The organism is Dyadobacter bucti, from assembly GCF_005869225.1.
Taxonomy (GTDB): Bacteria; Bacteroidota; Bacteroidia; order Cytophagales; family Spirosomataceae; genus Dyadobacter; species Dyadobacter bucti.
Genome location: NZ_SWFP01000006.1, coordinates 342850 through 366081, shown reverse-complemented (window position 1 = coordinate 366081; position 23232 = coordinate 342850). Strand labels below are relative to the sequence as shown.

Here is a 23232-nt window from a genome sequence, read left to right as displayed (position 1 = left end):
ATAGCACTAATGTATGTAGCGAGCAGGTTTTACGGCCTGCTCGCTTTTTTTCTTTTGGACAATGTAACATACCCTGTTACATTTGTGTTAATGATCAAGAGTTTCCAACACAAGGGCTTGCGGTTGTTTTTTGAAAATGAAGACGCCACAAAATTGCCCGCAGCACACACTACAAGAATTCGTAATATCCTGACTCGATTGGAGTTTGCGAAATCTTTGGACGATATCGGTACGCCGGGATCAAGGTTACACCCCTTGTCGGGAAAGCTGAGAGGGTTTTACGCTGTGAATGTGTCGGGAAACTGGTGAATTATTTTCAGGTTTGAGGACGGAGATTTTTACGATGTCGACTATCTGGACTATCATTAATTAGTAGAAGTATGAAAAGAGGAATGAGACCTTCACATCCCGGCGCATTGATCAGGGAAACGATTGAGGGACTGAGAGAGGAAACGGGATATAATTATACATTGGCGGAGATCGCCAAGGGCTTAGGCGTGACCCGAAAAACGCTTTCGAATATTTTGAACGAACACCAGGGGGTTAGCTCGGAGATGTGTGTACGATTGTCGGAAGCATTCGGAACCACCGCAGAATTCTGGCTTGACATTCAACGGAATTATGATCTCTGGCATGCAGAGAAAGCGGTAGAGCGGAATACAATTCAGCATTTTCGGCCGTTGCCAAGTAGCACGTTGCAACCTGCCTGATAGCTATCATCAATTATCATTTTACAAATTATGAAAATCACAAGCCTCAATCAGCTGGATTTAAATGCACGTTACTCTTATGCCGATTATCTCAAATGGCAGTTGGAAGAGCGTATTGAGCTGATTAAAGGCAAGATTTTCAAAATGTCTCCAGCTCCTGCGACCAGGCACCAACAATACGTAGGCGAAATTTTTAGGCAGATCAGCAATCACCTTCACCGCTCAACACGCAAAGTCTTCGTTGCGCCTTTTGATGTGCGGTTAACGCCTGTTCAAAAGGCTGATTCAGACAGGATCCACACGGTAGTGCAACCCGACATTTGCGTGATTTGCGATCCAGCCAAAATCGACGCCAAAGGATGCATAGGTGCACCTGATCTTATCATTGAGGTATTGTCTCCCGGCAACACTGAAAGAGAAATGAATGAGAAGTTTGAGATATATCAAGAAAACGGTGTGAAAGAATACTGGCTTGTGGAGCCAAATGACCGCATTGTGCTGGTATATGTGCTTGACGAAACGGGAAAATTTATCGGATTAAAGCCTTTCACTGAAACCGAAACTTTGACCTCTAAATCGCTTGGCGCTTTTGAGCTTTTGGTGAGAGATATATTTGACGTTTGAGAGATCTTTCCGTCTATATAAAAAAAACGTCCCGGCTAACCTCATTGGCTTGCCGGGACGTTTTTTCTTTTTTCGTGTTTCCCACGAATAAATTCGTGGGTTAGGTGTTGGCTAGTCTTATTTTATCGACCTTTTCGAAAAATTCCAGCAATTCTTTGAAGGATGAAAAGGTATTGGGAAGGTCCGACACGTTACCCAGCTCTTGCAGGGCGAGGATGTAGCCGCCGAACATGGTCCATAATTCGGCTGTCCAGTTTTCGGCGCTGGCACTGCTCAGCAACTCGCCTACTTCCCTTCCGTAAGCCAATCGCCCAGAGGGCTGAAATTATTGTAACAAAAACCGACCCGTCAGCAAAACTCGAAACCCTGAAAGGGTGACATAATTCATAAATAATGCCACCCCATCAGAATTAATGGCTTTCGGTGACCAATTTTTCTATAATAATTACATCCCTTCGGGATTGTTATTCTGGCGCGATCCTGCAACATCGGACAAAGGAGTTGAAATGATTTCAGCCTCTTCGGTTGAAGTTAACAATGCCGCCGATAAGAGATTTATTGAAGGTGGATGAAAATGACAAAATGCATTTTACACGAACAAAATAAGCCCAGAGGGCTGAAATTTTTGTAACAAAAACCGACCCGTCGCCAAAACTCTAAACCCTGAAAGGGTGACATAATTCATAAATAATGCCATCCCATCGGGGTTAATGGCTTTCGATGACCAATTTTCTATAATAATTACATCCCTTCGGGATTGTTATTCTGGCGCATTCCTACGGAATCGGACAAAGGAGTTGCAAGTTTTTCAACCTTTCTATATAAGTTAACAATGCCGCCGATGATAGATCTATTTAAGATAGATGAAAATGACAAAATGCATTTTACATGAACGAAATAAGCCCAAAAGGGCTGAAATTATTATAACAAAAAACCGACCCGTCAGCGAAACTCGAAACCCTGAAAGGGTGACATAATTCATAAATAATGCCACCCTATCGGGGTTAATGGCTTTCGGTGACCAATTTTTCTATAATAATTACATCCCTTCGGGATTGTTATTCTGGCGCGATTCTGCAACATCGGACAAAGGAGTTGCAATTATTTCAGCCTCTCCGATATAAGTTAATGGCGCCGATAAAAGATTTATTGAAGGTAGATGAAAATGACAAAATGCATTTTACATGAACGAAATAAGCCCAAAAGGGCTGAAATTATTATAACAAAAAACCGACCCGTCAGCGAAACTCGAAACCCCGATGGGGTGACATAATTCATCAATAATGCCACCCCATCGGGGTTAATGGCTTTCGGTGACCAATTTTTCTATAATAATTACATCCCTTCGGGATTGTTATTCTGGCGCTATTCTGCAACATCGGACACAGCAGTTGAAATTATTTCAGCCTCTCCGGTTGTTGAAGTTAACAATGCCGCCGATGATAGATTTATTGAAGGCAGATGAAAATGACAAAATGCATTTTACACGAACAAAATAAGCCCAAAGGGCTGAAATTATTGTAACAAAAACCGACCTACTAGCAAAAAGCGACTCCCGAACGCGAAAGGAACGCCTAGCCAATACATGTTTATCTCCATTCCGTCTCAATCCCCTCCCGTCTCACAAACTCCTGAAATTCCCTCAATAATTCCTTGTTCTCCCGCACGACCCGTGGGAGAACTTTCTTTTCTGAGGCATATTTAACCAGCAGTCCTACAGCTTCTCCAATGCTCCATTCAACCGGGTGCAGGCGGTAGCAGCCATTGGTTATATGCGTTGTGCCTATATTTTTATTGGCTGGAAGCAGATTTTCCATCCTCACGGGCAGTAGCGCGCCCAATGGTATTTGAAATGGCAAAGATGCAAAATCAATGTAATTGTCTCCGCCTGTGCTTGGGTGTAAATCGATATGATAATATCCTATTCCGACGCTGTCGTAAAATTTGGCGGCGGTATTTCCCGATTCTTTTCCGGTGATCAAAGCGCGGTTGGCAGCTCCGACGTGCTCTTCCTTGATTGTGAACACCGCCTTTATTCTTCGTGATTCTCTAACGTAAGGATATTTTGCGAGTCCGTCTTCGGTGCCCATCACATCTTTTCTCAGGCGGATTCCGGGCCAGCCTTTGCCTCCGTCGGGACGGGGAGCTTCGGTCTGAAGCCAGTATAGTAGCGAAAGGCTCAATTGTTTCCCGCGCTCAAAATGCTTTTTGAATTCCTTTTCATTCGCTCCCACCAGATCTCCCAGGAAATAATCATTCTGCGGCCAGTTTACAATCGTGATATCACCGTTATAAGTGCCGGGCAGAAAATTGTCTTTGCTGAGAATTTTCCGGTAGTTCCATAAGTTCAGTTTATCTCCCGTGCTGATGCCTTCGGGGTGAAAACCTAGCTGTTTGGGTTCAAGAGTTTTGGGATTGGAATAAGACAGATCCAGTAATTTTCCTGACCACGCGGGATTCATTTTAGGAATGAAATTTTTCCAAAAATCATATTCTGCAGGTCTTTGAATCACATGATTTTCACCCGGCTGGTAATCAATTGCAAAACAAACGGTGAATGCCTGGTTATTTCCCGGATTTCCCTTTTCGGGCGCATGCAGTTCTTTTGTCTCGCTTTTCGACTCTGTTCCGATTACAAATTCAGTTCCTGTCAGTGGAAGCAAATCGCCTAGCTCGGTGGCGTCCACAAAATATGGGGCATTCAATGTAATTCCCTTACCATCTTTTTTATCAATGGCATCCACAGAGGCAACCTTATTACCAGTTACCTGGGCAGAAACAACCTTATGTTCGAGAAGAAGCGTGAGCTTACCGGAACTAATATACGAAGCAAGCATATCGGTCAGCACGGCCACGGTTACCCGCGGTTCATGACAAAGCCTAGACACCGATCCGTCACCCGGATTGAGGTGTTCCCGACTTTTTGCTGATTCTGTAAGGGGGTAGTTTCTTTTATAATATTGCCGGACTGATTGCCGAAAATCACGGTACAACTGTGTCGCGCCGTGTGTTTCTATCCATTGGTGCTCGTCGGGCGGGACGCCCTGCTGGCTCAGCTGCCCACCGATCCAGTCCGTTTCTTCCAGTAATATAACTTTGAGATTGTTCCTTAATGCACCCAGTGCTGCTGCACATCCGCCCAGCCCGCCGCCTGCGATGACGACATCTGCTTTGAGTGAGGCTTTGCTTTTTTCAATTTTGGAATGGCTTTCAACGATTCCACCTCCTGTGACTAGGGAGGTGGATGATAATACAGTACTGCCGGCCGCAATACTTCCAATAAAATTTCTACGCTTCATGAACTCTTGTAAACTGACTAAAAAAACTTAAACCTTACCCATGACATACATTTCTTCCATGGTCGGGGTTGGATTTCCTCCCTCTTTTTCAAGCGTGATAGCGAAAGCTACGGATCCTGCCTTTGTATTTTTCATTTTCAAAACCTTACCTGAAAATTCATGGTCGAGCATTCCGATATCAACGGGAACACCGTCAACAATGCTCCATAACTGATATTGTTTCCCGGCCGGAGCCGCAGGAAGATTCTGCACATCCAGCAAAACTTCGTTGGTCTGCTGATTCCAGAATGCAGCAACAGAGCTTTGCGGAGATTTTTCCAATCCTGCAAGGTGAACTGTCTTATACTGGGGATTCCTGTACAAGCTCGCGAGCGATTGGGCGTAATCGTAATTCTTTTTCACGCCATCCATTTCCATCGCCATCTGCTTCATGCCGGTTTTCATGCCCGACATCTGCACGGCCGACCATCCTGCAAAAATCGCTAATATTACAGATGCAGCAACGGCCAGTCTGGCCCAGAGCGGTGCAACTTCGCGCACAACCTCTTTTTCGAAAACATTAGCAACTACTTTGGTTTCGCTGGCATCTGCATGAGATAGTGCTACGTCGGATGTATTTTCGGATTCGTTATTTTCGACAGTCAGTTCAGAAGATTCTGTATTTTGCGACCCCTCATTTGTGTCAAAATTCATCTGGGCAAAAAGGGCCTCTTTTAATGAGGGAGGTGGGGGTGTTTGGTGTTTTAATGCATATTCTTCCAAAGCGCTCTCAGTTCTTAACAGCTCTTCTTTTATTTCTGGGTAAATATGTGACATACACTCCACTTCCTGTTTTTCCTGAGGAGAAACAGTGCCCAATACATATTCCTCTAATATACCGGACTCTATGTAGGCTTGGATATTCATACTGAAAAGTATTGTTTTAACTCTTGTAATGCTGTTCGGATTCTCGATTTCACCGTTCCCAACGGGATACTCAATTCCTCGGAGATTTCCTCATGGGTATAGCCTTGAAAGTAGGCCATATCAATCAGGATTTTCCTTTCGGGCCTGAGCATATCTACGATTGCTTTCATTTCCGAACTTATCGTTTGGGAATCTCCGGAGACGTCCCGTTCGTTCATGGCAGCTTTATCGCCAATATCTTCCATTGCCGGCTTTCTTCCTTCCACTCTGGCGGCATCTATCGCACCATTTCGCGCAATATTTATGATCCATGTAAAGAGTCGTCCTTTTTCCGGATTGTAGGAAGCTATATTCTTCCATATCTTCAAAAAGGATTCTTGCAATACATCGGCCGCTTTCTCCTCATCCCTCAACGTCTTTGAAATGATATTATATAAAGCTCCTGAGTAGTGATCGTACAGGAATTCAAAAGCGGTTCGCTCGTTTCTTTTCAGAGCTACCACCAGTTCCTCTTCCGAATATTTTACCTTGCTAGTCGCCAAGAGTCGCTTAATAGTTAATTGTAAATTACTTAAAGGCAAGCTAATAAAATTTTGGAAGAACCATACGCCGGTTTCTACAAATTATTGCCTCTTTGACCGCTTCTAGCACTTTAGGTTAAGGTTTAAGTTCTGATGTAAATCTCTGGCGAGAGATAGGTTTTTCGTTTCAGGGTTTCTGAATTAATATACGATCAACTGGCAAAAATGGATCAAAAGGTTAAGAGTCAAAGACCTCGAAGCTGAATTAATTGACTTTTAACGCTCTTATGAGGAGAATAAGAAGAAACGGGAAGAGAAAAATGTTTCTATTTTCTGAGCTTTTGCACCTGAATGTAAGTCAGGAAAAGAAAAAACGCCATCAGGCTCAGCAGGTAAATGACGTTGCGGGAGTCTACAAGGCCTTTGCCTAGTGAAAGATATTGCCTGTCCAAAGCAGCCCAGGAAAAAATCTCTGCAACCAGCCCTGTGCCAGCAAGGTCAGAAATCGCTCCAAAACCGATATACCAGATGAAAGCAATAAATACCCCGAGGATGAAGGCAACGACCTGGTTATCATTTAATGAAGAGGACCATAAGCCAATGGACACCAGTACACCGCTAAAAAGCATCAAGCCGATATAAGATCCGAATACAGCTGCGGAGTCAATGTTACCTTCCGGATTTCCAAGTTTGTAAATGCTATAATAGTAGATAAGCGTTGGCAACAGGGTGATGAGCACCAGCGTCCAGTTTGCAAAAAATTTACCTAAAATTAAGTCCCGGTTCAGCAAAGGCTTTGTAAGAAGTAATTCAAGCGTACCGGTTTTGATCTCATCGGCCAGCGAGCGCATTGTGATGGCCGGAATCAAAAACAGAAGTACATAAGGTGCGAGCTGAAAAAAAGATCCCAGCTCGGCATAGCCATAATCCAGAATATTGGAATCGGGGAAAACCCACACGATCAATCCCACAGCCGTTAAAAATACAGCCATAACGATATAGGCGATCAGGGAATTGAAGAAACTGCCGATCTCTTTCTGAAAAATTGCTAACACGCTTTGAATTTATTTAGACAGGCATTTTACTCAAAAACAGGCTTTTCCTTCCGGACAATGGCTGCAACTATCAGGGAAATAATGAACCCCGTTAAAATATACATAAACACACCCATTGCAAAAACAACGCCGGGCGACATGAATCTCTGGGACAACTCCATCGCCTGATCGATCTGGGAATCGTCCATTCCTTTGGCCTCCATATCCGACCGGACTTTATCCATCCCCTGGGTGAGAAGCGTATTGTCGATAAACTGAATATAGAACATGGTGAAAGCAGAGCTCAGCAAACCCATCACGGCCGAAACGAGTGTTCCCAACCCCAGCCCTTCTCCATACGACATAAATCCTTTATTCTGTTCACGAAAATCCTTCATCGACAAAACGATGGCCACAATCATAAAAACAAAAGATAGGGACGATAGAATTTTGTTCTGCGACAGCCCTGCAACATTAATAATAGTCGTAAAAATCATGATGACAACGGACCCAAGAACGCCATACTTTAGGGCAACTCGGGCTGTAGATACTTTTTCTTCCATTATATGTAATTGTTTAGGTTGCATGCAAATCGGACCGGCATTCTATAAAATTAGGATTTATCCTGAAATACGCCGTAGTCCTGCTTCCGGAATATCAATGAAATAACCAGGATCGGTATGATCGCCATAAGCAGCCTTTGACTGATCTCATTGCTGATAAGAATCGAAGGCTTATTGGATTTTATAGTTTGATAGAGCGAATTAAATTCATCGTCCTTCATATATGCTGTCTGCGTCTTCCGCCCGGCGTCTAAAACCGCAAGCGCATTGGTTATATATTCGTTGAATACGGACGTATCGACATACGTTACAAAAAGATAAATCAGCCAACCATTAATCATTGCCGCGACACAAGTGATAAAATAACCAATCGTAAGTGCTTCCCATAAATGGAGAAATCCATGACCGTATTTTTTTCTGTAATATAAGCAGGCTCCGGCTATCAGGATGACATATATTCCCATGTCCAACGACCTTACGCTGCCCAACGGCGGAACTCCGACAAAATATAATCCCAGAAAAAAAAGAAAGGCGGCAAATCCTGTTATGACAGAAAAGGCCATGGATACTTTTAGAAGCGGCTTATCAAAATATGCGATGATGTTTTTCATATATACCACTCCTGTTTTCCACTATTAATCACCCCACAGACTTTTCCACGTAATACCTGCCCTAAAAAGGGTGTGTTTTTAGATTTTGAATAGCTTTTGTCAAAAGTCCATTCTTCATCCGGGTTAAAAAAAGTAAGGTTAGCCTCGGCACCTTCTTCGATGGATTTGTTTTCCAATCTCAATATGTTTCGCGGTGTGACGGTGAGCTTTTCTATGATGTCTTCCACAGCAAGTTCACTGTGCATAATTGCCAGAGAAAAAACTGTCTCTAAGCCAGTTATGCCAAAATCCGCATGATCAAATTCCAGGTTCTTGCTTTCTTCATCATGCGGGCTATGGTCGGACACGATCGCATCGATTGTCCCATCAGCCAAACCTGCTCTGATCGCATCAGCATCTGCTTTGGCACGAAAAGGAGGATTAACTTTCAGGTTTGTGTCAAATCCCATCAGATCGCTGTCCGTATAGGCCAGTTGGTGGGCTGCCACGTCACAAGAAACCGGGAGCCCGCTTTTCTTTGCTTGCCTGATCAGCTCAACTCCACTGCTGGTAGATATCAGAGAAACATGCAAAGCAGGTGCAGAAGACTTGTACATACTTTTTTCAAGTGCATACCCCAGTAATTTAAGGTCTCGCGAAAGCATCATTTCTTCTGCAAGCGAAGGTATACCTTTCATACCGGTGAGCGTGCTGGTAACACCTTCATGCATTTGTCCGTAAAGTGTCAGCTGCCGGTCCTCCGGCCGATTCATCAGCAAAGCATTCAAAGGCTGCAGATAAAGTATCGTTTTCAGAAACAGATCGGCATTCTGGACAGCGTGCTCGCCGTCGGTGAATGCAACAGCTCCGGCCTCATGCAGGTCGATCATTTCTGTAAAATCAATGCCTTCGGTTTTGCGGGTTATAGCAGCCGTAGCATGCAGCTTTACCAACTCATCCGGCCCAGATTTGAGGATATAGTTCAATGTGTCCTTACTATGGACTACCGGTTCAGTATTTGGTAAAAGTACAATCTCAGTAAACCCACCATGCGCGGCGGCCGAGCGAACAGTTCCAAGATCCTCTTTATGTTCAAAACCCGGATCACGGGAAGCAACACGCATATCAATCCAGCCTGGCGATACGCATAGTCCGGCTGCTTCTTTTATTTCAGCGTCACCTTTTTCAATGTCTTTCCCAATTTGTTTTATTTTCCCGCCTTCGATCAGTACATCGCTGACCTGACCATTGAAAGGCGACTTTTTATCAATTATCCGAACTGAACGAATTAATAATTTCATATTGATCTTGCAAAAAACTTAAGCCTGAATCTGATAATTTAAACCAGTTCTCCAAAAAAAAAGCTCCGTTTGGAGCTTCTACCTTCATATCAGGCGCCTATAAACTTTTGATAATCTTCGGCTGAAAGCAGGCCGTCCTGATCACCAGGATTTGATAAACTTATTTTAACCATCCAGCCCCGTCCGTATGGATCCGTATTCACAAGTTCAGGCTCTCCGTCCAACTCCTCATTTACCTCAACGACTGTTCCTGCAACCGGGATAAACAAATCAGAAACTGTCTTTACTGCTTCGACCGAACCAAACACTTCTCCTTTTTCGAGTGCATCCCCTACCGTGTTGATATCCACGTATACAATATCACCTAATTCGTTCTGAGCGTGGTCTGTGATCCCGATAAATGCCGTATCTCCGTCAATACGAATCCACTCGTGATCTTCTGTATACTTAAGTTCTGATGGGAAATCCATGGTGCGATTAGGTAAGTTTTGAACATCTTTGCGACGCAAATTACAGGATGTACGATGTATTTTCCAAATCAAAATATTATTCTGCCAAATTGAACTTCAACTGTACTCCGCCCGATGTACTTGCCCGATAAAACGAGTTAGATACCAACGGATCGTTAAATGTTCTGTCAAAATAGAACTGCAAGCTTAAACGATTGTTAACCATATAATTAACCGTAGGTCTCAATTGAAAGTTAATATTTCCGGCAATAGGAATGTTTTCTCCGTCAAATTTCCGCTGTATTGATCGCGTATCCCTGAAAGTAAGGCCCAGCTGCATGGTCATATCATTCTTCAGTTTCTTTTTTACGCCATTGATCTTAAAAGGAATTGCGAGGTTGTTTTTGGTAAATCCTATGTTCACCGTAATATCCTGATTAAACAGCTCTGCCACCTGGGCATTCGACAGGTTCAGCGCGATTGTCCGGTCCCGGTTGTATTCCAGACGGGCTGTAACCCGGCTTTGAGTCCGGAACTCAACTCCCACCAGCGGCTGGAACCTCTCAGACAAGGTGATGGTGCTCATAGAAAAAACAGGCACGTACTGCCCAAGCTCATTCAACCTGGATGACAAAGGATAACCTGTCACGGCAAGGTTCACATACAACGCCTCATAATCGAGTGACGAAGTGAAATTACCCACACTGTAGTTGGACATGTATTTATGCCTGAGTGTAAATGAGCTGAAAAGCTTCTTGAATGCAGCCAGCTGCGACAAACCGTTGTAGCTCAAATCCCAGTTCGGCATTGGGAACTTCAAAAATGGATTTGTACGAACTGTCTGGGGATCTTTTCCGGTATACGCCGCGAAGAAAGATGAGATTAAAACATCTTGCGACGTCTCGTTATATTCTCCACCACTCGGATTTTCCTGATTAAGCCGGTCCCGAAGGATGGCCCGATACGCACGGAATTTATCAAAAACCGGAGAAGAATTATCCCGCCGCATTTTGCCGAATGCCGTCCTGAATGACATAAATGACATACTGAACTGGCCATTTCTCAACGGGCTTTGCGACACAAAATCACCGGTAGCATCAGGTCGGTAAAACTCCTGGTAAGCGTCCTGCCTGGTGAGCCGGGCCTCGATAATCAAGCGAAAATCCTTGAAAGGCTCCAATGTGGTGTTGGCAGAAAAATTCTTGGCTATAGTTTGCTGGAAGGGCTGGTTTTGCTGCTCGCTGGTGGTTATCCAGCCTTTTTGTGCCGCCTTGACCTGAAAGTTTCTATCCTGTTGTCCTAAAACAAACGGTAAACCCGGCGCATTGGCATTATCAAGCCCAAAGTATTTTGGTGCCCGCAGATATCCCGGAAGAGCTGTCGTTTCCAGTACCGAGTAACTTACATTGATACCTCGTACAGTCATCAGGGCGCGCGTTACGGTCTTCAGCAGATCTGTCGTGCGCATATCAATATCCTCGATATCACCAGGGCTTCTTGCAAAATTCTTCCTGGCTGCCGATGGTGTATTGGCAAATTTGAGATACCTCAACTTATTGTAAAGCAATACAAAATCCACTTTCCCGGTCACGCCACGTTCTCTGCTGTTCCGGATAATATCCCCGAAAGGGAGCCCGAGCGTATCTTTTAATCCAAAAGCATTGGCCTGATACTGATAAGCCACGGAATGCTTGTAATCCGCAGTCATCCAGTCCGTTAGCGGTATTTTATCAAGCGGCAGACGATAAGTTAGGTCAATTCGCTGATCGAAATTCTTAATCCGTCCAAGTTTCCTGAAATTTTTCCACAGAGAATCCTTTTTTATTTCCGTGTCAAGGTCGCCCATCGGCTCATCGATGATCGAATTGGCCGTGGCGTTATATGTCAGGGTCATATTTCTGGTCAGGTTCCAGCCAAAGTCATAATAACGGTTGAACCAAAAATATTTTTCAAACAAAGGTTGTATGCCCTCTGTTGTCAGATCCGCATTACGAAGCTGTGTTTTCAGGAAACGACGGTCGACATCGGCACGCAGGGATACCATATTTGGAGCCAGGGTGAGATTGATGTCTTTAATCAAATCGGTCCAGCGACTCGTGGCCTTCCAATTTTTGAAAGGTTCCATTGCCTTTGGCTGACTACTATATACGTACGAGATACCTCCCTTGTACATTCTTTGAGAATATTGCTGGGTCAGAATATTCCGTCGGTTATCATCACTGTAGGCGTAGGTAAAAGAGAGGTTTTCAAAATCATAAAAGTGATTTTTTACTCCGGGTTTGGTTTTCACCTTTCTGACATTCGAAAAGTTGATCCCACGCCGGACTGCGTTTTCCTCGACCATGCGCCGGTAACCGTCTCGCTCTTCGTCGGACCTAAGGTTGCCCAGTGAAGTATTCAATGGTGTATCTGGATCAAGCGGATCAAAATGCGGCTTTACATTCCTTCGATCATAGCTAAGGAAAAGTGGAATGCTGAATCCCCAGCTCTGCGGAAGCAGCTTATCGAGCGCAATATTCGACGAGAACCCATATTCAGAGGTAAAATTACGCGAACGCTCGCCAATCCGCTGCTGCACACTCCCGAAGCCAAAAGTTTCGAGTCTGCCTGATGCAGTTAATGTTGCAAAATCAGCCAGCTTCGCATTTAACTGTGCAATAGCGGCAATTCCACCTTTGTCATCAAACCCTTCTACATGCATTTCATCTACCCAGATACAGAACGTTTTTGGTCGCTCGTCCGCAGATTTCGGGTTCCGCATCCCGATCATCATCACACGAACGGAACTTAGGTCGGGATTACCTACCACAGTCAGCTTATACCTTCCGTCTGAAGTCACCATCGTATAGGGAACACTCAGATTTTTATCCAACTGACGGTTACGCCGTGCCTTCGCTTCAATCAGGTCGGCCAGCGCTATGTTCAGCTCATTGCCCTCCGGCCACACTTCCGACGGGTTTGACTCCGATGGCCGGGTGGCACGCAGGGAAGATATGTCAATCTCATAATAGTTTTGGGTAAGGTCTGTACCAATTCTCATAAAAGCACCGACCATGTTGTCCTCATTTTCTTCATTTTGCATGTGCACGTACATGCGCAGTCTTTTGCGGAACAACAGATCCAAATTTACATTCTTGAAAACCGCGCGAGAATCTCCGTCCCGCAGATCGGTCACACAAAGGCTCATCGATTGCTCGTTCAATAACAGAGGAGGTCTCTGTGTATTGTCCTGATCGCGTACCCAGCCCGGAGGGATCGTGTAAACATATTTGTTTGCACTGTTATTACTTGCAGAATTGTTTTCTTCGATACTGACCGTACCAACCGTAAATTTCGCATCGTAAGGTTCCGGTACTTCCTGTAATCCGGGAGCATCGAGATTGGAGGTATACTTACGATATTGCTGACCGACCATCTGTAATTGTGCAAACCGCAGTACTACCGGCTGTTGAAAGTCTGTCATATACATCCTCATGAAACGGATCGATTTGAAACCGTTCATGTTCCCTACTACGCCGGAGAATTCTTTGATAGGCACCCGGAAAAGATACCAGAACTGGCCGTTAGTTTCGGTCTTATCGACCACATAGCCCTTTCCAATGGCTAGCTGATCGGGCTTTAGATCTATTTCATATTCGTAGTAGGATTCATTGTCGTTGATCGTATTGTCAACATTCATGTCTTCGCCGTCGGGTATATTGGTGGAAGCCGGGGTAACGTCGGTTGCTCTTCCAAGACTTTCGGGGGAGTTGTTTTCCATTCCGATATAATTTTTATACCGTTCCAGAACTTTGAGGTTGGCACTATCCGCCTCGGTTCCCAGGAAAAACTTAAAGTCATCGCCGGATGGATCTGACAAAATTCTCTGACGGGCTTCCGAAGTTAAATTCCCTGGAAGTCGATCCAAAAACTGTTTAAAAAAGACACGTTCTTCGGCATTGCTCAACCCGTCAAGGCCCACATCCTGCCTTTCCCTGGCGCCGGATTCATTACTGAACGCATTGATCAGATATTGAGATTTTGTAGCATAACCCCATGCAGTAGAATCCACATTAACACCCACCTGCTTTGGCACAATCGGCAGGCCGTTCTCAAAATTGTAGCGTTCGTCCGGAATTACGTCTTCCGAAATATCCCCAAGGTTGAAAACCAGTTTCCCCCCTGTTGTATTGTTTTTACCTTCAAACCCATCCCGCACAACACCATTGTCGCCTTTAATAAACGGATCAAGCATCCAGAATTCTATACTTTCAATATTTGCATTGTCAAAGTCATTATCAGATGTAATTGCACGACTTATTCCCCCAAAATTCTGACGCGGAGTTTTCAGACGTCCAGTTGCATCCAGGTCGACGTTGTAGTTGTACATTCCCCTTTCACTTGGGTAGTAAGCGATATCAAGTACATTTTGAGGGTAAGTTACCAAACCTGCGATCGGTCTGTTCGGAAAAATATCGTTCGGTAAAAACAAACGCTCGTAAAAGTTCTCTCTGTCAGAGGCCTCGATATTCGCAGGGGGTTGATAACCTCCGCCTAAACCCTGATCTCCTCCAAAAATATTATCGACCGTGTAAGCGGATATTTTAGCCCTTTTATAACCATAGGATAGCGATTTCCCATCCGTGCCGACACGAAACGCCGGGGGAATTGACGCCAATCTCCATTTTTGAGGCTGACGTGAAAGGTCGTAAACAGTACGTGCGGCCTCAAAATCATCTACCAGAGAACGATTATTTACATCTTTGGACACTCCCGGAAATAATTTGGCCACTTCTCCCTTGAACTGGATTGTAGACATTTCCTTGGTCTGCAACAGCGGCAGCCTGTCCAGCAATTTTGTCAGGAAAGGTACTTCTTTACGAATATTGATATCAAAGCCCATCATGGTATTGTTGACCGGCTCGTTTCCTAAAGATACACGGGATAAAAAGCCGGCGGGTCTCTCACGGTATTTTATCAATGTCATCCCCAAGCTGACATCCCGGTTCATCACGTAGTCCAGACGTGTACCAAGCAAAGAGCGGATCTGGTTCTGGAACATGTCAGGCCTTTCGTATTCGATAACGATTTCCCGCCCGGAATTCAAAACACTGCTATTCATCAAACGGACACGGCCAATCTGCGCTTCCACGATATAATCCGAGCCAGGAGATAAAGGCACACCACCCGAAGTTACTGTTACCGAAGTTTCCAATACACCAAAAGGCAGCTGAACTTCCGCGCCCCCACTCGATTGATATGACCCTTTGATGAAGAATTTATTCCTTTCTGAGACCTGCTGGGCATCTATCATTGTAGTCCGGTACAGCTCACTGAAAACGTATTTGTTGCGGAAAACATCTTCACCAGTCCCGAACTTCCTTGACAAATTGGTACCGAACGGTTCCAGCACCGGAAAAACGATACGCCCCGTCTTGCTGTCCATCGTAATGCCTTCCACGAAGTCGAAGTTTCCATCCGGCTGCAGATCATTAACAGGGTTGAGACGATCAAGTCCCATAAGCCTGATCAAAGGAATATTTGCAATACTTGATTCCTGTAAGTTAGGGTTGTCTATTCCTGTCAAATCATCTTTATAGATAATCCTCAGCTGAAAACCTTGCTTATCAATCTGGCTGGTACCGAGAGAGTAAACGTTCTTCATCATAAGGTCCCACATCGGAAGCTTGGTATTGTTCCTGATGGTAGAAGACTTTAATAGTTTCAACGCAATAACTTCATCGTCCTTACGAGCCTGATAGTCTTCCGTCAGTTCTCCGACCTTAAAAGACCGGCCGTTTAACGTATATTCATACGAAACTGCAAGCACTTCATCATTTCTCAGGGCATTGGTCAGGGATATATAGCCCAATTGCGGATGAAAAGTGTAATCCCGGTCGGCGATCAGCCTTTTGGCTCCACGTAATAACTCATAATCAACTGTACGTTCGAGACCGAGCGCTGTAACCGCAGAATTGGTGTTATCAACCTGGCGGATAGCCTCGGTCGTAGTAAGTACTTTATATAATCCATTGGCACCGTTACTCGCCGGAGAAGTAGCCACTATGGGCTGTAGGTTCGGGTTTGCGGATTTGTAAGGAGCTGGCTCTCCCAGATCCGCAAAACCCACCACATTCCGTAGTGACTCAGTTGTAGTTGTCCGGTTGGTAACATATACCTCCATCCGGGTAACTGTTACACCCGAGGTAATGGTAGGCGTATTTTTTAATGCTCCTTCGTATATATTCCGGAAATATTGTGACAGGAAAAAGTTACGGTTTTCGTCGTAAGTATCTGCACGTAACTCAAAATCTCTGTTTTGAGCCCCGCCGCGCAGCACAATTCTCTCTTTGCTCGATTTTTGCTGCGAAGCCACGAAGGTTGCGCTCAGCCGGCCAAACTGGAAATCTGTCTTTAATCCGAACAAGTTCTGGATTCCGGGAATCAGCTGGCTGTTAATGGCCCAGTTGATATTCCCGGCTTCTATTTTTCTGATAAAACTCTCTTCGGGATTTTTATAATTCAGCTTGATCGCATTCTCAAAATTGAAATTCGCCTTCGTGTCAAAATTGGTTTGAAAACCAAGCTGATCTCCCAATTTGGCATCAAAGTTGATACTGATTTGTTCATTAAAAATAAACTGGGTATTTCGCCTCTGACGGATAGGAATCGCCGGATTATCAAGGAACTGATGCATCAGGCCAAGATCAAGGGAGACGAAACCTGTCGGCTTAAAATTGATAAAATCATCCCCTAACAATTTCGAAAGCGCAGGAGGCATATCCAGTTTGGGTAAAAGCCCCCTGGCCCCCATTGCACTTTTACCATCTTGCCTGCCGGCATATTCCCTCAAGAGATTTTTGAAGGCCCGATCTTCCTGAATCTTGTCGTAGGTTTCAAGATCCATTCGTTCGGGTGCCCGAAAATTCAGGTTTCCTTCTGGGGTTTGTATTTTTTCGGAAACAGCGATTTTTCCGGCACTGTCCAGCACAATGGTTGTAGAAATATTGGAAGGATCACGCAGATAAAACGGAGAGCGAGGACGGGGTTCTGCAATACGGTTGGAATAATAATCTTTCCATCGCATGATCAGTTGATTGCCCGATCGGTCTATGTTTTTGCGTGTAGTATCTTCTATTAAAGTATCAGCCAGAATCTCCCAATCCTGCGGCTGGTCTGAATAAGACGATTCCCTGTCTACCGAAACGTTGGTTAGCAATATCGCTCCGGTAGAAAAAGTTAACGCCTTAAAAAGAAAGGAGTAAATCGTTGATGACAAGATAATTACTTATTTAGAGCAGTTGCGACCACAATCAAATCCATCAAAACGATTTTATTATCGTAAATTTTTTCACCCAATTTCATTGCATTGGTTAACGAAGTGCCAGTTTAATCAAATTTTCCACTGTAATATCCTGACCTTCCCGTTTTATGATCGCATCCAGACTTTTTTCTGCCGTTGCTTTCGGTATGCCCAGGGTAACCAGGGCAGCTAGCGCTTCGTTTCTTAAAGTGCCGGATGATGAGCCCACAGATTTCGGTCCGGTAGACGAGAGGTCTTCCTTGCGAATTTTATCTTTTAATTCCAAAATAACGCGTTGAGCAGTTTTAGAGCCTATCCCCTTAATCGACTGGATAAGCCTGATATCTTCATCAATTATTCCTTGACGTATTTCTGAAGAAGAAAGTGAAGAAAGCATAACCAATGCTGTCGAGGGGCCGACTCCGGAAATTCCAATCAAGTCCAGAAAAAGCTTCTTTTCATCATTTCCCCAAAAACCGTACAGTATATGGGCATCTTCTCTGATGTTGAGAAACGTAACCAGTTTACAGCGCTCACCAAGTTCGGGCAATGAAGTATAGGTCTGTAAAGAAATACGTATTTCATACCCAAGCCCATTGGCGTCAATTATCGCGTATGCCGGATCCTTATAGGCAACAGTCCCGTTAACGTAGGCAATCATATAAGTAGCATGTGTGTGTTAAAACAGTATTTATTAAGTAGAGATGATGAGCTTTTGCCCGGGTTTGATTGCATTACCTCTTATTTTATTTTTCTTTTTTAATTGTCCGATTTCCAGTCCATAGCGTTGCGATATAATCCATAAGGTATCGCCTTTCTGAACGGTGTGATAACGCTTTTTGGTATGTCTGTCCCTGTTAGAAACCTCGGGTTTTTCGTTCTTTTGTGAAACAACTGCCAATTGCGTTGCTGCCGGTACTGTTTCTCTTGTTTCCCTGATGATAACCAGTCGCTGGCCCCGGTTTATTGTACTACGGCGCAGATGGTTCCACCTTTTCAGATCTGCGACCGACACCCTGTATTTACGTGATATCGAAAGCAGGTTTTCACCTCTACGGACAGTATGGGAAGTTTTTTTAGTTCTTTTTCGCTCAACTACTTCGCCCGTTTCCTCCTCGACCTGTTCCTCCCCTTCGTTATTTACAGCTACTGTCGCGTAGGGGAACGCCACTGTATTTCCAAGCGAATCGGTATAAGTACTGTCAATTCTCGCAATCAACACCCCCGCCTGCGTATACCTGCGCGTGCAGGAGTCCATGATCTGACTTCTGTTGCTCACAAGATAAGTATATTGCATACTAGGCACTTTCAGAACAAAATCCCTTGTACGGTCCGGAAGCGTTGTTTTTGTGAGCTGTGGGTTGAGTTTCTTCAGTTCTTCAAAACTAATCTGGCTCTGTTCGCAAAACGCAGCAAGGTCAATATATCCGTTCACATGAACCGTATCATTTGGAATCTGATATTCCATATTTTCTGGGAATATCCCATGATCGGCACCATAGTTCATCATATAGTTCATCGCCACGTACTGGGGTACATAGGAGCGGGTTTCGCGTGGAAGTACATTATATATAGTCCAGAAAGTTGTACCCCTGGAACGACGCATGGCTCTTTTGACATTACCCGGACCAGTGTTATAAGACGCAAGGGCAAGCTCCCAGTCACCAAAAATGCGGTAAAGCTGTTTCAGATAAAGGCAAGCTGCCTCCGTTGCTTTAACAGGTTCAAAACGTTCATCAATGTAGCTATCCTGGTAAAGCCCGAATTCACGACCCGTGGCGGGCATAAATTGCCACAATCCTCCGGCACTGGCATGTGATATAACGGTTGGATTAAGACCCGACTCGATCATTGAAAGGTACTTCAGTTCAGCGGGAAGGCCATGTTTTTGAAGTGTCTTCTCAAAAAGGGGAAAATACAGAGGCATTTTCTCCATCATCGTTTTTGTGAATTTCGCCTTTTTATAGGTAAAATATTCTACAAATTCATGGGAGGATTTATGATAAGTAAGTGGAATAGATTTTTCCAACTTTGCAAACCGCTGTTTGAGCAGTTCCGCAGGGATCGCCGGATTTTCATTTATTTCCTCAACCTCAGGCAAATAGGGCATTAAACTTTCGTCTGCCTGCGTTGCGGCCTCCAATGTATCGGGTTCGAACTCTAACTTCACTTGTGAAAATGACGCCATAACAGGCGTATTCCAAATTCCTACACACATGGCTCCGAGCCACAATACTCTTTTTGAAATCCTCATCAATAAATGTTTTTGAAGGTTAATCAATTCCCGGTTTTCAATGGCTAATAATCTGGTATAAAACTCCTTACAGATAACTATCCTTTATAAAATTTCCAATGATTTGAAAATTTGCCTGATGAAGTAGAATAATCTCTAATACATTTGCCTCCACTCAATCGACTTTCCAGAACAAAATATGCGTTTTTTAACAAACGGATTCTGGCACAATTATTTAAAATACATTTCATCCAGGTACCATTGTATCGTATGTGACTGGATTGAAAAACTGAACGTCGAACCTATTCCTTTTTGCCTATTGGTTTGCATTGTATGCTATGACTCCTTTTTGGGTATGCCGTGTCAGATAATTTGCAAATGAAAGCATTTTCTCTTCGCCAAAATAGGTTGCCATAATTTGAATTCCGACGGGCATTCCTTCATTGTCCACACCATTTGGAATGGCAATTGCCGGATTACCGACGACATTGGCTTGTACCGTAAAGATGTCGGCAAGGTACATCTTTAAAGGGTCTTCCGTTTTTTCACCAATTGTAAATGCCGTTGTTGGAGAAACCGGCGAAATCAGAAAATCAAACTTTTCGAAAAACTTGTCTGTTTCCGTCCGCACCAATCTTCTAACGCGTTGCGCCTTGGTATAGTATGCATCATAATAATTTGCGCTTAAGACAAAAGTACCAAGCAATATCCTTCTCCTTACCTCATCACCAAAACCTTCAGTCCTGGATTTTTTATATAAACTCTCCAGGTCAACCGAAAGAGCACTACGATGACCGTATCTGACACCATCAAAGCGCGAAAGATTGGAACTTGCTTCGGCAGTTGTGAGAATATAGTAGGTTGGCAGCAATGAATCCAGTAAAGGCATATCTATGGGAGTCACTTCATGACCTTCAGCTTTCAGCCACTCCAGCAAGTCGAGCGTGTGCCGACGAATTTCGGGTGATATTGCTTCATTTTCAATCGTATCGCGTATATACCCTACGCGTGCTTTACCTTTCCATTGCAGGTTTTCCGTGTAAACAGGCACTGCCTTAGAAGAAACCGTACTGTCAAACTCATCAGCTCCTGCCACTATTTCCAGGATCAAGGCTGCATCAGAAACGCTTTTTGTAATAGGGCCAATGCAGTCGAACGACGAAGCATAAGCAATTAATCCGTACCGGGAAATCCTTCCGTAAGAAGGCTTAACACCTACTACTCCACAAAAAGCTGCTGGCTGACGAACGGAACCGCCCGTATCACTTCCCAACGAAGCATGGCACAGCCCAGCCTGAACTGCAACCGCGGAACCACCCGAAGACCCACCGGGAACTTTGGAAGTATCGGCCGCATTTAATACCGGACCAAAAGATGAATTCTCATTGGAGGAGCCCATTGCAAACTCATCGCAATTCTGACGACCGATTATGATCGCATCAGCATCGATGAGCCTCTGTACAGCAGTGGCTGTATACGGGGCTTTGTAAGACTTTAAAATCTGGCTCCCGGCTTGCAGTCCGTGGCCTTCGTAGGAAAGTACGTCTTTTAGGCCGATTACTAAACCAGCCAGCTTTCCTGCGGTCCCGTTCGCTATCTTTTCATCCACAAGAATTGCCGATTTTCTGGCTTCATCATGATAAACCTCGACGAAAGCATTCAGATTGGACTGGGACTCAATCTTTTGTAAATAATGATCTACTAACTTGACGCATGTCAACTCACCTTCACGCAAATCTTTTTGAATTTCGCTCAGCGTCAGATACTCTTTCAATGTAATTTCTTTGTGGGGTTATAAATAAAGAATCAGAGCCATTAAGTTTTAGCTTAAAGGCTCTGGATACCTTCGATAAGTATAAGCTGGAAGCCTTATTTGGGATCCTCCATGCTTTTTTCAATATTTTCCTTTACGTCCTTGGTAGCATTCTTAAACTCATTGATACCTTGCCCCAAACCGCGCATTAGCTCAGGGATTTTCTTCGCACCGAAGAACAATAAAACGAACAAGGCAACCAAAAATATCTCCTGTCCACCCAATCCCATAATTCCTAAAACGGTTATTGATTCCATATCTTTTTTCTTTTAATGTTTACAAAAATAATTATTCTTTTTAATAAGAACTAAAATTCAGGACCACTTTATCCTATATTAATTGTTTTTTCCTTCTTTTCCCAATCACTGAACTTTTTGACATCATCACCCAATGTTTTGATAAGCCAAACGACCAAAGCGACATCATCAGTGATACCGATTACCGGCAAAAAGTCAGGAAGCAAATCAATCGGAGAAACAAAATAGATAAGCACCGCTACGATAGACAGCAGGCTTTTCCATGGTAGCCCTTTGTACTCTCCCGAAGCATAAGCCCGTACCATTCTGATAAGTAGCTGGACACTTGCCTGGAACTCTGAGAGATTGCCTTTAATACCGACATTCTGAAGCTTTCCCACCACGTCTTTCGCGAGGTCAAATAACTTGGCAGAATTCCTTACGTACCTACCCGCTTTTCCTTTGGCATTTTTAAAAAAAATCGAATTTAAAATTCGTGCTATCATTGACTCGTCATTCATTACTTTAAGCAAAGAAAAAGTGGCATATATTGTGAATATAACTATTAAGTTACGTAAAAAATTGCATTTCGGATGTGGCCAGATACTTTTCCGGCAAAAAATCACATTCCCTTTGGTTTAAACAAATTATGTATCCTACTTTTAGGGAAAAATTTAAAAAGCATTAATTTCTATACAATTAACCATATTTTAATATGAAGATTACTGTTGTAGGCGCTGGCGCTGTGGGCGCAACCACAGCTGACAATATTATTCGTCGTGAGTTGGCCGAAGAGGTTGTTTTACTCGATATAAAAGAAGGAGTTAGCGAAGGAAAATCCCTCGATATGTACCAGACTGCAGCATTACTGGGGTTTAACACCAAGCCTGTCGGTTCTACAAATGATTATGAAAAAACAAAAGGATCAGACGTAGTTGTCATCACATCAGGATTGCCGCGCAAACCCGGAATGACCCGTGAAGAGCTAATCGGGATTAATGCCGGGATTGTAAAAGGTGTGACCGAAAACATCCTGAAATACTCTCCCAAAGCTATCATCATTGTAGTCTCAAATCCGATGGATACTATGACGTACCTGGCTCTGAAAGAATCAGGTATCCCTAAAAAACGGCTTATCGGGATGGGCGGAGCGTTGGATAGTGCAAGGTTCAAAACCTACCTGGCACTTGCCATGGATGTTTCGCCACTTGATATTCACGGAATGGTAATAGGTGGACACGGTGATACTACAATGATCCCGCTCACCAGGCTCGCAACATATAATGGAATCCCCGTAAGCCGGTTCCTCTCTTCCGAACAACTGGAAAAGGTAGCTGCTGATACTATGGTGGGCGGCGCTACACTTACTAAGCTGATCGGTACTTCTGCATGGTACGCACCGGGAGCTGCAACGTTGTTATTGGTAGAAAGTATCGTTCGCAATCAGAAACGCATTGTTCCTTGCAGTGTTTATCTCAATGGCGAATATGGCCAGAAAGACATTTGTATGGGCGTCCCTGTTGTGTTGGGACGAAACGGCTGGGAAAAAATCATCAACCTGCGTTTGAGCGATGCAGAAAAAGCTGCTTTCGAAAAATCGGCGGAAGCTGTAAGGTCCATGAACGGCGCTTTGACCTTGTCGTAGTCAGCATTGCCAAGATCATATATCAA

General features: G+C 44.1%; 19 protein-coding genes. 4 read left to right on the top strand and 15 right to left on the bottom strand.

Annotated elements, in window-relative coordinates:
• Window positions 1–9 precede the first annotated feature (9 nt).
• From FBF61_RS21325 to FBF61_RS21315, 3 genes are all read left to right on the top strand, one after another.
• A complete protein-coding gene (locus FBF61_RS21325; protein ID WP_310590283.1) occupies window positions 10–309 on the top strand; it encodes a type II toxin-antitoxin system RelE/ParE family toxin in 300 nt (99 codons plus the stop codon).
• 71 nt (window positions 310–380) lie between these two features.
• Window positions 381–710, top strand: a complete 330-nt coding sequence (locus FBF61_RS21320) for a HigA family addiction module antitoxin (protein ID WP_138481114.1) — start codon at window positions 381–383, stop codon at window positions 708–710.
• 30 nt (window positions 711–740) lie between these two features.
• On the top strand, window positions 741–1334 hold the full coding sequence (locus FBF61_RS21315; RefSeq protein ID WP_138481112.1) for a Uma2 family endonuclease: 594 nt from the start codon (window positions 741–743) through the stop codon (window positions 1332–1334).
• 100 nt (window positions 1335–1434) lie between these two features.
• Here the strand turns inward: FBF61_RS21315 and FBF61_RS21310 are convergent, their stop codons facing one another.
• The 15 genes from FBF61_RS21310 to FBF61_RS21240 form a co-directional block, all read right to left on the bottom strand.
• On the bottom strand, window positions 1435–1641 hold the full coding sequence (locus FBF61_RS21310) for a hypothetical protein (protein ID WP_138481110.1): 207 nt from the start codon (window positions 1639–1641) through the stop codon (window positions 1435–1437).
• A 1282-nt stretch (window positions 1642–2923) separates the two neighbouring features.
• Window positions 2924–4633 carry an FAD-dependent oxidoreductase gene (locus FBF61_RS21305; RefSeq protein ID WP_138481107.1) on the bottom strand — a complete coding sequence of 570 codons (1710 nt, stop codon included), beginning with the start codon at window positions 4631–4633 and terminating at the stop codon, window positions 2924–2926.
• A gap of 27 nt (window positions 4634–4660) precedes the next feature.
• Complete coding sequence (locus FBF61_RS21300; RefSeq protein ID WP_138481105.1) at window positions 4661–5539, bottom strand: anti-sigma factor; 879 nt, start codon at window positions 5537–5539, stop codon at window positions 4661–4663.
• The gene (locus tag FBF61_RS21295) at window positions 5536–6081 is read right to left on the bottom strand and encodes an RNA polymerase sigma factor (protein WP_229215163.1); all 546 of its coding nucleotides are present in this window, start codon (window positions 6079–6081) and stop codon (window positions 5536–5538) included. Before FBF61_RS21295 ends, FBF61_RS21300 begins: the two co-directional genes overlap by 4 nt.
• 305 nt (window positions 6082–6386) lie before the next feature.
• Window positions 6387–7115, bottom strand: a complete 729-nt coding sequence (gene gldF, locus FBF61_RS21290; RefSeq protein WP_138481100.1) for a gliding motility-associated ABC transporter permease subunit GldF — start codon at window positions 7113–7115, stop codon at window positions 6387–6389.
• Window positions 7116–7141: 26 nt separating this feature from the next.
• Window positions 7142–7657 carry a DUF4199 domain-containing protein gene (locus FBF61_RS21285; protein WP_138481097.1) on the bottom strand — a complete coding sequence of 172 codons (516 nt, stop codon included), beginning with the start codon at window positions 7655–7657 and terminating at the stop codon, window positions 7142–7144.
• Between the two features lie 50 nt (window positions 7658–7707).
• Window positions 7708–8268 (bottom strand): DUF4199 domain-containing protein, encoded by a 561-nt coding sequence (locus tag FBF61_RS21280; RefSeq protein ID WP_138481095.1) that lies wholly within the window; start codon window positions 8266–8268, stop codon window positions 7708–7710.
• A complete protein-coding gene (locus FBF61_RS21275; protein WP_138481093.1) occupies window positions 8265–9548 on the bottom strand; it encodes a dihydroorotase in 1284 nt (427 codons plus the stop codon). The genes FBF61_RS21280 and FBF61_RS21275 overlap by 4 nt, the downstream gene beginning before the upstream one ends.
• An 89-nt stretch (window positions 9549–9637) precedes the next feature.
• Window positions 9638–10018 (bottom strand): glycine cleavage system protein GcvH, encoded by a 381-nt coding sequence (gene gcvH, locus FBF61_RS21270; protein WP_138481091.1) that lies wholly within the window; start codon window positions 10016–10018, stop codon window positions 9638–9640.
• Window positions 10019–10094: 76 nt separating this feature from the next.
• Complete coding sequence (gene sov / locus FBF61_RS21265) at window positions 10095–17255, bottom strand: T9SS outer membrane translocon Sov/SprA (protein WP_138481090.1); 7161 nt, start codon at window positions 17253–17255, stop codon at window positions 10095–10097.
• A gap of 94 nt (window positions 17256–17349) precedes the next feature.
• A complete protein-coding gene (ruvA, locus tag FBF61_RS21260; RefSeq protein WP_138481088.1) occupies window positions 17350–17940 on the bottom strand; it encodes a Holliday junction branch migration protein RuvA in 591 nt (196 codons plus the stop codon).
• 33 nt (window positions 17941–17973) lie between these two features.
• Entirely contained in the window at window positions 17974–19533 is a 1560-nt protein-coding gene (locus FBF61_RS21255) for a lytic transglycosylase domain-containing protein (protein ID WP_229215162.1), read from the bottom strand.
• Between the two features lie 295 nt (window positions 19534–19828).
• The gene (gene gatA, locus FBF61_RS21250; protein WP_138481086.1) at window positions 19829–21286 is read right to left on the bottom strand and encodes an Asp-tRNA(Asn)/Glu-tRNA(Gln) amidotransferase subunit GatA; all 1458 of its coding nucleotides are present in this window, start codon (window positions 21284–21286) and stop codon (window positions 19829–19831) included.
• Between the two features lie 95 nt (window positions 21287–21381).
• Window positions 21382–21582 (bottom strand): Sec-independent protein translocase subunit TatA/TatB, encoded by a 201-nt coding sequence (locus tag FBF61_RS21245; RefSeq protein ID WP_015813903.1) that lies wholly within the window; start codon window positions 21580–21582, stop codon window positions 21382–21384.
• 68 nt (window positions 21583–21650) lie between these two features.
• Window positions 21651–22067 (bottom strand): YkvA family protein, encoded by a 417-nt coding sequence (locus tag FBF61_RS21240; protein WP_138481084.1) that lies wholly within the window; start codon window positions 22065–22067, stop codon window positions 21651–21653.
• 209 nt (window positions 22068–22276) lie between these two features.
• On the opposite strand from FBF61_RS21240, the gene mdh reads away from it, so the two are divergent.
• The gene (mdh, locus tag FBF61_RS21235) at window positions 22277–23206 is read left to right on the top strand and encodes a malate dehydrogenase (protein ID WP_138481082.1); all 930 of its coding nucleotides are present in this window, start codon (window positions 22277–22279) and stop codon (window positions 23204–23206) included.
• The last annotated feature ends 26 nt before the right edge of the window (window positions 23207–23232 follow it).